The sequence below is a fragment of the Kordia periserrulae genome (assembly GCF_003054265.1).
Lineage (GTDB): Bacteria > Bacteroidota > Bacteroidia > Flavobacteriales > Flavobacteriaceae > Kordia > Kordia periserrulae.
The window spans coordinates 81,095-93,386 of the sequence record NZ_QBKT01000011.1 but is presented as its reverse complement, the minus strand read 5'-3'; the positions used below and the strand labels follow the sequence as shown (position 1 = coordinate 93,386).

The following is a 12,292-nucleotide window of genomic DNA, read 5'->3' as shown; positions in this document are numbered from 1 at the left end:
TAGATTAATAACAGTTGGTGTTTGTGAAAAATAGAAAACCTTGGCTGTGCACAACCAAGGTCTTCACATTTTAATAACGTTCAATTAACACTAACCATCAATAATAATTGAAGTTATTAATCTGTAATGAGTTTTTATGCTTTTATAGGAATCCACCGCTTCCAGACTTCACATCTTTGTCACGTTGCTTACGCGATTTTGCACGGTATTTTCCACCTCCAAAACGGTATGATAAGCTTACGTTGATGGTATTGCTTTCCCATCTAAATTCACCGCTTTGGCGGAAAGGTCGTTGTCCGTCAAAACCAAAACGCATGGTGTTGAAAATATCATTGTAGTTGACACTTAGTGTTCCTTTTCCTTCTGCAAACGCATAACGAGCTCCTACATTTACAAAATACATTGGCTCCATTTCAAACTGAATGCCTTGTACGCTTCCTCTGTAAAAACCAAAAGCAGAAAGGTTTAATTTTTTAGTAACCGTAAAGTTGTTAAACATTCTAAAGTTCCACGCTTGGTTGTCTACTTGTCTCGTTTCACGCACAATATTATCTACCGTTGCTACATCCGTTGGTACATTTAACGATTCTGTAATTCCGCGTTGTGTTTGCGAGAAGAAGTCAAAACTCGTATTGAAACTCCACCAACTTGTTGGTCTGAAATTGCTCGAAATTTCAACTCCGTACGCAGAAGTATTATCAAAGTTGTCATGTGTTAAGATGATTCTGTTCAAATCGGTTCTGTCTACAAAAACAGCTCTGTTAATTTCATCTTCAATAATACGATAGAAAACACCACCTGTAATAGTTCCTTTGTTTCCAAGTTTGCGCGTGTAATTCAATTCCATAGAGTTGGTAAACTGCGGTTGCAAGTTGATGTTTCCGAAAGAAGTAATCAACGGTGTTGCCCATTCTCTAATTGGATTTACTTGTCCAATACCAGGACGATCTACACGTCTACTATAACTCAATTGGTATGAGTTTTTCTCAGAAGGTGAATACGTGAAAAACGCTGATGGATACACTTGCGTGTAATCGTTCTCAAAAATAATATTGTCAGTATCAGGAGTTTCAACTTCTGTAGACAACGCATTGGCATCTACTTGAACCGTTTCTCCACGAAGTCCAAGTTGGTATGACCATTTTTCGTATTGTTTTCCGTACGTTACATATAAAGAGTATATATCTCTACTATAGTTAAAATCGGTACTTGGTGTTCTGCGTAAAACGCCAGCTTCGTTAAATGTAAATCCAGTAGATTGATAGTCAATTTCTGAATTGAACAAGCGCGCTTCCGCTCCCGCTTCTAATTTTGCTTTATTCTTTAAAGGTTTTACATAATCTAAATTGATCGTTGTACGGTCTCTATCTGTCTGTGCAAAGTCCGTATAATCTGGAAATGTATTTGCACCGCTAAACACAAAGTCAAATTGATTATCAGCATCAAATACGTTGTAATCGGCTTCTAGTTCAATACTTTCTCCTTCTTCCGAAATATTATACTTATAGTTAAAGTTGTATTGAGACGCTAAATTATCATTCAAGGCTAAAAAGTCTTGAAAGTTGTTGAATTCTGGAGCATCTGGAAATAGTACACTTACAAATCCGTTACTTTTTACATCTGTAATATTTTGATTGGTAAAGAAAGAAATGGTGTTTTTGTCATTCAAATACACATCAATACCTACTTTGATGAGGTGATTCTTCTGATTGTCTAAATTGTCAAAAAGTTGTAAAGAATTTTCATCAGGTCTAAAAATATCTCCAGCATTTCGGTTTTTAGCAATATTGTTTGAGTAGTTTCCGAACAGATTAAATTTCCCGTTACGGTAATTCAAATCAAGCGCACTGTTAAACTTTGCTTCACGCTCACGAGTAAAACCAAGAGTTGCATTTCCGTTAAACCCAATATTCACGTTTTTGCGCAATACAATATTGATAATTCCACTCATTCCTTCTGGATTGTATTTTGCAGATGGATTGGTAATTAATTCAATCTTTTTGATAGAATTTGAAGGTAACTGACGTAACAATTGAGCTGTTGGAATGGTAGATAATTTTCCATCAACCATCACACGTACGTTTTGATTTCCACGCAAACTAATATCTCCTGTTTGTTGATCTACGTTTACGGAAGGTAAATTGTTCATAATGTCAGAAGCTGTTGGTCCAGCAGTCACTAAGTCTTTTCCAACAGTAATAACCTTTCTGTCTACTTTTTGTTCAATAGTTGTACGTTCGGCAACTACTTCAACTTCATTTAGCGTAGTTGCGCTTTCTGCAAGTGAAATTGTGCCTAACAGCGCAACCGTTGCTTCATTAGTTATATTAACCTCTTTTGTGATAGTTTCGTAACCGATAAATTGAATATCGACAGTTAACGCGCCAGTAGGGACTTTTTCTATTTTAAAATTTCCTGAATCATCCGTAATAGCTCCCGTAAGTACTTTGCTATCTGCTTTTGATTTGATAACTATCGTTGCATAAGGAATTGCTTCATTCGTAGCAGCGTCTATGACTTTTCCTTCTACAGTTCCGATTTTTGGGGATGGTGTTTGCGCATGCAAGCCAATACATAGCATAAGCATGCATAGTGAGAATAGTTTTTTCATGTAATTAGTTCGTTTTTATTTTTTGATGATTTCTAGTCTAACTAGAATTATGCATACTTGACGAAGTAAAATAGGTTGTGTTACGCTGTAGGATGAATTTTAACATATTTTAACAAATCAAAACTGTTCTCATGAAAATTGCTACATTTACAACCTCGTTACCAGCGAGTCATACCCAAATTGTAAATCTAAATATCGTAATCTATTGAAAACATTAGTTTTAGGTGCTTCTACCAAGCCGCATCGATTTTCATACAAAGCAGTACAACGATTGGTGGATCACCATCATGAAGTTGTAGCATTTGGACGTAAAGAAGGAGAAATTAACGGAGTTACAATCGATACAGAGTTAAACAAATATGCTGATATTCATACCATTACCTTGTACTTGAATCCGACAGCTCAAGAAGAATACTACGAGTATATCATTTCGTTACAACCCAAACGTGTTATTTTTAATCCTGGAACAGAAAATCCAGATTTTTTTGAGCAGTTAACAGAAAAAGGTGTACAATGTGTCTCAGCGTGTACCTTAGTCATGTTGGCGTCTAATCAGTACTAAACCGATAAACGTTAGCAATCCATTTACAGCTAACAATTCATATCCAAATTGATACCAATTGCTTTTGGCTAATTTTTCCGCTTCCGCGAGATTGGCAACATTTTCGGTGAAATACATATAATACGAGCCTGCATTTGCAATCACGTACGTAAGACAGATGGAAACCAAGGCTACAATCCATACGTGCTTGTCAATAACGTTGTATTTGGTGAAAATTCCAAAAGCAAACAAGCCTAACAATGGTCCATATGTATAACCTGCAATGACAAGAATACTATCAATAACGCTATCGTTATTCAATATTTTAAAAATAATAACGACAATAATTAGCACAGCAGACATTCCTACATGCACTAACTGACGTGTCATTTTTTGCTTTTCTTTAGGTTTCTTTTCAATTCCGAGAAAATCGACAGAAAAAGAAGTCGTCAACGAAGTCAACGCAGAATCCGCACTCGAATACGCTGCCGCGATTAAACCAAGTAAAAAGACAATCGCAAGCGATACGCCGAGTTCTCCTTTAATGGCGATTTCTGGAAATAACAAATCGGTCTTTGGTTTTCCGTTCATCAGTGGAGTTTCAATGCCGTTTTTACTAGCATACATAAAAAGCAAAGCGCCTAACAGCAAAAAGATAAAATTCACCACAATAAGCACTAAGCTAAACGAAACCATATTCTTTTGTGCATCTTTGAGTGTTTTACACGTCAAGTTTTTCTGCATCATATCTTGATCCAAACCAGTCATACACACTGCAATTAGCAATCCACCCACAAACGATTTTAGAAAATAATTCTTAGCGAGCCAATTATCGGTAAACAAAATTTGATCGTATTGCGCCAAGCTTTCGGAATTCCAAAATTCACCAAAACTTAGGTCTAAATCTCCCAAAATTAAATAAATCGCAACGCCAACTGCGATTAGCATAAACAAGGTTTGTAGCGTATCTGTCCAAACAATCGTTTTAATTCCCCCGCGAAAGGTATATAACCAAATCAACACAATAGAAAGAATTACGGTAACGGCAAACGGAACTCCATACGCTTCAAACACAAATTGTTGCAACACAATCGCCACCAAATACAAACGAAACGAAGCGCCGAGAATTCTAGAAATCAAAAAGAAAAAAGCGCCTGTTTTATAACTCACCACGCCAAATCGATCTTCCAAATACTGATAAATCGACGTCACATTCAAACGATAATAAATAGGCATCAGTACATACGCAATGATAAAATAACCCACCAAATAACCAAAAACGACCTGCATATAGCTAAATTGTGAAGCCTCAACCCAACCTGGCACGGAAATAAACGTAACGCCTGATAACGAAGCACCAATCATTCCAAAAGCCACCACATACCAAGGCGACTTTCGCGAAGCCTTAAAAAACGTTTCGTTGCTATCGTCTTTACTTGTCAAATACGAGATTAAAATCAAAACGCCAAAATAGCTGGCAATCAGTAGTAAAATGTGAATTGGTTGCATGTGTAAATTTTCTTGTTTGCAAAATACAAACTTCTGTGACTTTTTTTGAATTAAATAATTGAAAGATAAAAGATTTGATTCATCAGTACAAGTGTTGTGCAATCATCTCCTCATTTTCTAACGGTTGCATTCACAAAATTTCTACTCAAGTGCACAGATTCTCTACTCAAGAGCTCTTATTCTCTGCTCTTGAGTAAAAATATTTCTACTCAAGTGTAGAAATTAGGCTCTTCAAGAGTAGAACATAGCCGGTTTTTTTGCACTATTAATATTCCACTGTAAAATTTATTCGTATTAAATAACACATCAACCAACTGCAATGTTGTCAATAGCTAGAAGAATTCAAATTCGATTTCAATTTCAAGTTCAAAAAGTTGTAAATTTGCACTATGGAATTCTCCTCAAAACTTTTAGAAAACGCCGTAAACGAAGTCTCACAATTGCCTGGAATTGGCAAGCGAACTGCCTTACGTTTGGTATTGCATTTGTTGAAACAGCCAGAAAGTCAAACGCTGCACTTGGTCAATTCGTTGCAGGAATTACGCACGGAAATCAAGCACTGCAACAACTGTCACAACATTTCAGATGTGGAGATTTGTGATATCTGCGCCAATCCGAATCGTCAGCAAGATATTGTCTGTGTGGTAGAAGATATTCGCGATGTCATGGCAATTGAAAGCACAGCGCAATACAAAGGTTTGTATCATGTCCTTGGCGGGAAAATTTCTCCGTTAGATGGCATCGGGCCACATAATTTGACCATTGCTAGTTTGGTAGAAAAAGTCAAAGAAGGAAAAATCAAGGAAATTATTTTTGCGTTAAGTTCAACGATGGAAGGCGATACGACCAACTTTTACATCTACAAGCAAATTGAAAACTACGAGGTAAAAACCTCAACCATTGCTCGTGGAATCTCGGTGGGTGACGAATTGGAATACGCCGATGAGGTCACGTTGGGAAGAAGCATCGTCAACAGAGTTCCGTTTGAAAACTCACTGAAAAGTTCCTAACTTTTAACTTGTATGAAACTTTCGGTCATCATTCTCAACTACAATGTGCGCTACTTTTTAGAAGCCTGTATTCGCAGTGTGCAAGCCGCTATTGCGGAAATGGACGCGGAAATAATCGTCGTTGATAACAATTCGCCTGACGACAGTTGCGAGATGATGAAAACCACTTTTCCCAACATTCAACTCATTGCCAACAACGAAAATGTCGGATTCGCAAAGGCGAACAATCAAGCGGTAAAAGTAGCGAATGGTGAATACGTTTGTATCTTAAATCCTGATACCATTGTTGCGGAAGACACCTTTACACAATTACTAACATTCGCAGAAAACACCGAAAATCTAGGAAGTGTTGGTTGTAAACTCGTTGACGGAAGCGGCGCGTTTTTACCCGAAAGCAAACGAAACATTCCCACGCCGATGGTTTCTGTTAAAAAAATAATGGGCAGTAAAAATTCAGGCTACTATTCAGAATTACACAAGGACGAAATCGGGAAAGTGGATATTCTCGTCGGAGCGTTTATGTTGATGAAAAAAGCGGTGTATGACAGCGTTGGCGGATTTGACGAAGACTATTTCATGTACGGCGAAGACATCGATTTATCGTACAAAATTAAAAAAGCGGGATTTCAAAACTATTATTACGGCAACACAACGGTCATTCATTACAAAGGAGAAAGCACGCTCAAAGACAAAACCTATGCAAAACGTTTTTACGGCGCTATGCAATTATTCTATAAAAAGCATTTCAAGCGAAATCTGTTATATGATGTGGCGGTGACGCTTGGCGCGAAATTAATTCCGTTGCTATCAAAAGGGGAATCCAAAACGCTCAAAGAAATTCAGTCCTATATTTTTATCAGCGATTCGGAAGAACGTTTCAAGCAGATTGAAAACGTGTATCGTGAAAAAAAAGGAGTTCGAGTGCAAAATTTGGGACACCTTTTCAGCGAAATAAAAAACAAGAAACACATTGAAATTGTATTAGATACTCATTTTGTGGATTACAAAACCAGCATTCAAATCATTGAAAAGCAATTCGGATATTACAAAATATTGCCAAAAAACAGTACTTTTATCCTCGGAAGCGATTCCTCCAAAAATAGAGGCGAAGTACGGTTACTGAACTAGTTGAAGTACGATTGTTAACGTAGAATTAAATTAAAAATAATTCAATAAAAAACGATATAATTTAGTATTTTCGCAAAAAAAATAAAAATAACATCTTTAGATTAAGGATATGGCAAAATTTGAACTAAAACTTCCACAAATGGGAGAAAGTGTTGCAGAAGCAACAATTATATCATGGCTCAAAGAAGTTGGCGATACTATTGAAGCTGACGAAGCAGTGTTGGAAATCGCAACCGACAAGGTAGATTCTGAATTACCAAGTGAAGTTGATGGTGTTTTAGTTGAAATTCTGTTCAATGTAGACGATGTTGTAAAAGTAGGCGAAACGGTTGCTATTATAGAAACTGATGGAGAAGGAAACACGGAAACAGAAGCCGCAGAGCCAACTCCTGAAGTAGCAGTGAAAGGCGAACCTGCGGAAGCAGAATTGGCAGCACAAGCAGTTGTAAAAGCAAAAGAAACTGTAAGTAATGATTTTTCAACTTCTGAAAAATTCTATTCGCCATTGGTTAAAAACATCGCGAAAGAAGAAGGAATCTCCGTTGACGAGTTAGATGCCATTGCAGGAACAGGAAAAGACGGAAGAGTCACGAAAAACGACATTCTATCATACGTAGAAAATAGAGGAAAAGCACCAGCACAACCTCAAAAAACAGAAGCTCCTAAAGCGGCAGTCAAAGAAGCGGCAAAACCAGTAGCTTCAAAATCAGCACAAGCGACTCCAGTATCTGTAAATGGTGGTGACGAAATTATCGAAATGACGCGTATGGGGAAACTCATTGCGCATCACATGGTAGCTTCGGTACAAACTTCGGCGCACGTACAAAGTTTTGTAGAAGTTGACGTAACCAATATTTGGAACTGGCGTAAAAAAGTAAAAACTGCTTTTGAAAAACGCGAAGGAGAAAAACTAACGTTTACGCCAATTTTTATGGAAGCAGTGGCAAAAGCGTTGAAAGATTTTCCAATGATGAATATTTCTGTGGATGGTGATACCATTATCAAAAAGAAAAACATCAACTTAGGAATGGCAGCGGCTTTACCTGACGGAAACTTAATTGTTCCAGTTATCAAAAATGCAGATCAGCTGAATTTAGTAGGAATGGCGAAAGCCGTAAACGATTTGGCAGGAAGAGCTAGAGAAAACAAGCTAAAACCAGATGAAATACAAGGAGGAACCTATACGGTAACCAACGTTGGAACCTTTGGAAGCATTATGGGAACGCCGATTATCAATCAGCCACAAGTGGGGATTTTGGCGTTAGGAGCTATCCGAAAAGTGCCAGCGGTGATTGAAACTCCAGAAGGTGATTTTATCGGAATTCGTTACAAAATGTTCCTATCGCACTCCTACGATCACAGAGTGGTAAACGGAGCACTTGGTGGACAATTCGTAAAACAAGTCGCGGATTACCTAGAAGCGTGGGACAGCGACAGAGATATTTAATAAGAAAGTACGCATATCATTTAACGAAAAGAGTTCTCAAATACGGGAACTCTTTTTTTAGTGTATCAGTTTATGAGTTTAAAAGTGTGCGTTTCAAAGAAAACCTCAGGAACGACGAAAAACGAAAAAAGCATTGAGAAGTTTCAAAGTACTTCTCGATACATTTTTCTTTCAGAAAAACACTCGAAGTGACGGTTTAGAGTTTAAAGGTTTAAGAGTTTAAAAGTGTGCGTTTCAAAGAAAATCTCAGAAACGACGAAAAACAAAAAACAAATAAACAAATCAACAAAACTACTGCTTCAAAGACTCCACAAACGAAATCAAATTCAAACTTTCATACAACTTGCCTTTTACAATCGCTACAGGAATGGACGAAATAAACACATCTTTGCGCTTCATTTTGGAAATGGTATTCCAGAAAAACTCTTTATAACGCTCGTTTTCAGAAATATCAAACGCTTTGTGTGCAATGCGATTGGCGTTTAACATTCCAATCAATTTTTCGCATTTGGCGCAATCATCTTTCGTAAAAATGATGGTTTCTCCGTTGTCAATCAGTTGATTCAGTGTTTTCCAATTGCTGACTTTTACAACATCCACATTCACTTCTTCCAACGAATTGTCGAACGAATGAAAATAGGTGTATTTGGGCGTCACATTTTTTAAGGGAATCAGCGTCGTAAGTAGTGTTTTTTCTTGTGGCGGAACTTTTTTAATTACAGGGCGATAGCTGCTTTTTCGAAATCCTTCGCCATCAATCTTAAAAAAAACTTCTTTCTCAGTTTGCGTATGATTAATTGCGTAAATGGCGATTGTATTTTTGCCTTTCTCTTCTACAATTTCAATAGCTTCTGATTGTGCTTTCGCGGAAAAAATCCAACAAAAAAACATAAAAAGCATTGCAACGACTGACTTCCGCATACGATTTTTTCTATAATTGTTAAGAATGAATTAAAATCAATGATTATACCATGAAATAATTTTATTTGCCCTGTAATAATGGTAAATTTACTGCTTTAAACAAAATAATGGAATTAAAACTAAAAAATCCGATCTGCTTCTTCGACTTAGAAACTACTGGCGTGGAAGTAGCGAAAGATAGAATTGTAGAAATCTCAATACTCAAAGTACATCCAAACGGAACGAAAGAAAGCAAAACTTGGTTGGTAAATCCGGAAATGCCAATTCCTGCTAGCGTATCTGAAATTCACGGAATTACAGACGAAAAAGTAGCGAATGAGCCAACGTTTAAGCAAATTTCGAAAGAAATCTACAACATGATAAAAGACAGTGATTTGGCAGGATATAATTCTGATCGCTTTGACATTCCGCTATTAGCAGAAGAATTGTTGCGCGCAGAAATTGACTTTGACATGAAAAATAAAGTATCGGTTGATGTGCAAACTATTTTTCACAAAATGGAAAAACGTACGTTGGCTGCCGCATATAAATTTTACTGTGGAAAAGAATTGGAAGGCGCGCACAGCGCAGCAGCAGATACCAATGCAACCTACGAAGTCTTAAAATCGCAACTAGATCGCTATGACGAATTGGAAAATGATATAAAAAAGTTGAGCGAATTCACAACGCGTAAAAAAACAGCCGATTTTGCAGGATTTATCATTTATGACAAAGATGATGAAGAAATTTTCTCGTTTGGAAAGCACAAAGGGAAAAAAGTAGCGAAAGTTTTAGAAGAAGAACCTGGTTATTTTGGCTGGATTCTCAACGCTAATTTTCCGTTGTACACCAAAAAAGTATTGACGGCAATCAAATTGCGAAAGCTTAATACGAAGCTTTAATTATATTTTTTACGATTAAAAACTAAGCAGATGAAAATTATTTGCATCGGAAGAAACTATACAGAACACATTGCAGAGCTTGAAAATGAAAAACCAAAAGATCCAGTTATTTTCATGAAAGCTGACACGTCGATTTTGTTAAAAAAGCAACCGTTTTTCATTCCTGATTTCTCAGAGGAAATTCATCACGAAGTAGAAGTTTTGGTGAAAATTAATAAATTGGGAAAATACATCGACAAAAAATTTGCACACAAATATTACAACGAAATCAGCGTAGGAATCGATTTTACAGCGCGCGATTTACAATCGAAACTCAAAGCCAAAGGATTGCCGTGGGAAAAAGCAAAAGCCTTTGACGGTTCGGCGGTTGTGGGCAAATGGATTGACAAAGCGCAATTTGACGACATCAACAATCTCAACTTTTCGTTGGAAAAAAACGGAGAAGTCGTTCAGCAAGGAAACACGCAACAAATGCTCTGGAAAATTGATGAACTTATCGCGTATGTTTCGCAATATTTTACCTTAAAAATTGGCGACATCATATTTACAGGAACACCTGCAGGCGTAGCAAAAGTACATGCTGACGAGCGACTGACAGGATATTTAGAAGGACAAGAATTATTTTCAATAGTAGTAAAATAAAAAATGGGATATAATTTAGAAAAAATACACGCAATGTCTGATGGAGACAACGAATTTATAGAAGCAGTAGTAGTTGCTTTTATAGAGGAAATTCCAGCAGACCTTACCGTGTTTGAAAAAGAAATTGTGGCAAAACATTACAAGGGAATTTACCAAATAAGTCACAAAATAAAGCCGAATTTAGAATTGTTAGGCATGGATGCCGCTTTTGAGTTGAATTTTAAAATTCTCAATTGGGCAAAAGCAGAAACCAATATGGACGACATTGCCGAAAACTTTCCAAAGTTGAAAGCAATGATTGATGAAAATATTTTGGAACTTAAAAAAGAATTCAACTTACCATAATATATGATTGCAGAAATAATCACGATTGGTGATGAAATCCTTATAGGTCAAATTGTAGATACCAATTCAGTGTTCATTTCCAAAGCATTGAATGAAATTGGTATTTCAGTACATCAAATCACGTCGATTCAAGATGATAAGCAACACATTCTAGAAGCATTAGAAGCTGCCAAACACAAAGCAGACTTGGTATTAATCACAGGCGGATTAGGTCCTACAAAAGACGATATTACCAAATTGACGCTGTGTGAATATTTTGAAGACACATTGGTGCAAAACGATGCTGTGTTGGCGCATATTGAAGAATTATTTAAAAAATTCTCTACAACATCGCCTATCTCCAATATGAATCGCATGCAAGCATTAGTGCCTTCCAAAGCGCAAGTATTGCAGAATGAATTTGGTACTGCTCCGGGAATGTGGTTGGAAAAAGACAACACCATCTTCATTTCAATGCCAGGTGTTCCGTATGAAATGCGCGGATTAATGACCAATCATATCATTCCAAAGCTTCAAGAAGAATTTGAGCGTCCGTTCATTTATCACAAAACCATTCTTACCTACGGAATGGGCGAGAGTAGCATTGCCATGAAAATTGAAGATTGGGAAGACAATCTGCCTGAAAATGTGAAACTTGCGTATTTGCCAAACTTCGGTAAAGTGCGTTTGCGTTTAACAGGAAAAGGAACAGATAAAGAAGCCATCATCAAAGCCGTAGACGAATCTGCGCAAAAACTCTATCCTATTATTGGAGATATCATTCAAGGTGAAGAAGGAAAAAGTACCATTGTAACGCAAATAGGCGAGTTGTTAAAAGCAAAAGGTCAAAAATTGGCTGCTGCCGAAAGTTGTACAGGCGGAAAAATTGCGTCGCAAATTACGGCAGAATCAGGTGTTTCGGCGTTTTTCAATGGAAGTGCAGTTACGTATGCCTTGCAATCGAAGATAGATATTTTAGGTGTTCCGAAAGCGCTCATAGACAAACATTCAGTAGTCAGTGCGGAAGTTGTAGAAGCAATGGCGGAAGGCGCAGCAAAAATCTACAAAGCCGAGTATGCAGTGGCAACTACAGGAAACGCTGGTCCCAGCAAAGGAAACTCCGATGTGGAAGTTGGAACCGTTTATATAGGACTCAAAACGCCTGACGGAACTATTTCTCAGGGATTTAACTTTGGACAGCCGCGTGAAAAGGTCGTAAACAAAGCCGTTACCAAAGCTTTTCAGATGTTATTAGAAGAAATTTTAAAAAACACCTGA

The 12,292-nt window shown here is 37.2% G+C and carries 11 protein-coding genes; 8 read left to right on the top strand and 3 right to left on the bottom strand.

All coding sequences use genetic code 11. The features are described 5' to 3' along the window. Positions 1–142: 142 nt before the first annotated feature. On the bottom strand, positions 143–2,611 hold the full coding sequence (locus tag C8N46_RS18225; protein ID WP_170110102.1) for an outer membrane beta-barrel protein: 2,469 nt from the start codon (positions 2,609–2,611) through the stop codon (positions 143–145). 205 nt (positions 2,612–2,816) lie between these two features. On the opposite strand from C8N46_RS18225, the gene C8N46_RS18220 reads away from it, so the two are divergent. Further along, entirely contained in the window at positions 2,817–3,173 is a 357-nt protein-coding gene (locus C8N46_RS18220) for a CoA-binding protein (protein WP_108116543.1), read from the top strand. On the opposite strand, the gene C8N46_RS18215 is transcribed toward C8N46_RS18220, so the two are convergent. Beyond that, positions 3,144–4,661 (bottom strand): sodium:solute symporter, encoded by a 1,518-nt coding sequence (locus tag C8N46_RS18215; protein ID WP_108116572.1) that lies wholly within the window; start codon positions 4,659–4,661, stop codon positions 3,144–3,146. The two genes, C8N46_RS18220 and C8N46_RS18215, sit on opposite strands and share 30 nt — an antisense overlap. A gap of 389 nt (positions 4,662–5,050) precedes the next feature. On the opposite strand from C8N46_RS18215, the gene recR reads away from it, so the two are divergent. From recR to C8N46_RS18200, 3 genes are all read left to right on the top strand, one after another. After that, complete coding sequence (gene recR / locus C8N46_RS18210; protein WP_108116542.1) at positions 5,051–5,671, top strand: recombination mediator RecR; 621 nt, start codon at positions 5,051–5,053, stop codon at positions 5,669–5,671. Positions 5,672–5,683: 12 nt separating this feature from the next. After that, positions 5,684–6,799 carry a glycosyltransferase family 2 protein gene (locus C8N46_RS18205; RefSeq protein ID WP_108116541.1) on the top strand — a complete coding sequence of 372 codons (1,116 nt, stop codon included), beginning with the start codon at positions 5,684–5,686 and terminating at the stop codon, positions 6,797–6,799. A gap of 109 nt (positions 6,800–6,908) precedes the next feature. Further along, positions 6,909–8,246 carry a dihydrolipoamide acetyltransferase family protein gene (locus C8N46_RS18200; RefSeq protein WP_108116540.1) on the top strand — a complete coding sequence of 446 codons (1,338 nt, stop codon included), beginning with the start codon at positions 6,909–6,911 and terminating at the stop codon, positions 8,244–8,246. A gap of 291 nt (positions 8,247–8,537) precedes the next feature. Here the strand turns inward: C8N46_RS18200 and C8N46_RS18195 are convergent, their stop codons facing one another. Next, positions 8,538–9,167, bottom strand: coding sequence for a thioredoxin domain-containing protein (locus C8N46_RS18195; RefSeq protein WP_146169877.1), 630 nt, complete (start codon positions 9,165–9,167; stop codon positions 8,538–8,540). A 107-nt stretch (positions 9,168–9,274) separates the two neighbouring features. On the opposite strand from C8N46_RS18195, the gene C8N46_RS18190 reads away from it, so the two are divergent. Genes C8N46_RS18190 through C8N46_RS18175 form a run of 4 tightly spaced genes read left to right on the top strand, consistent with a single transcriptional unit; the run spans position 9,275 to position 12,292 of the window. Beyond that, the gene (locus tag C8N46_RS18190) at positions 9,275–10,048 is read left to right on the top strand and encodes a 3'-5' exonuclease (RefSeq protein ID WP_108116538.1); all 774 of its coding nucleotides are present in this window, start codon (positions 9,275–9,277) and stop codon (positions 10,046–10,048) included. 30 nt (positions 10,049–10,078) lie between these two features. Further along, positions 10,079–10,690, top strand: coding sequence for a fumarylacetoacetate hydrolase family protein (locus C8N46_RS18185; protein ID WP_108116537.1), 612 nt, complete (start codon positions 10,079–10,081; stop codon positions 10,688–10,690). A gap of 3 nt (positions 10,691–10,693) precedes the next feature. Beyond that, positions 10,694–11,035: an Hpt domain-containing protein gene (locus C8N46_RS18180; RefSeq protein ID WP_108116536.1), complete on the top strand. Its 342-nt coding sequence runs from the start codon at positions 10,694–10,696 to the stop codon at positions 11,033–11,035. A 3-nt stretch (positions 11,036–11,038) separates the two neighbouring features. Then, complete coding sequence (locus C8N46_RS18175; RefSeq protein ID WP_108116535.1) at positions 11,039–12,292, top strand: competence/damage-inducible protein A; 1,254 nt, start codon at positions 11,039–11,041, stop codon at positions 12,290–12,292.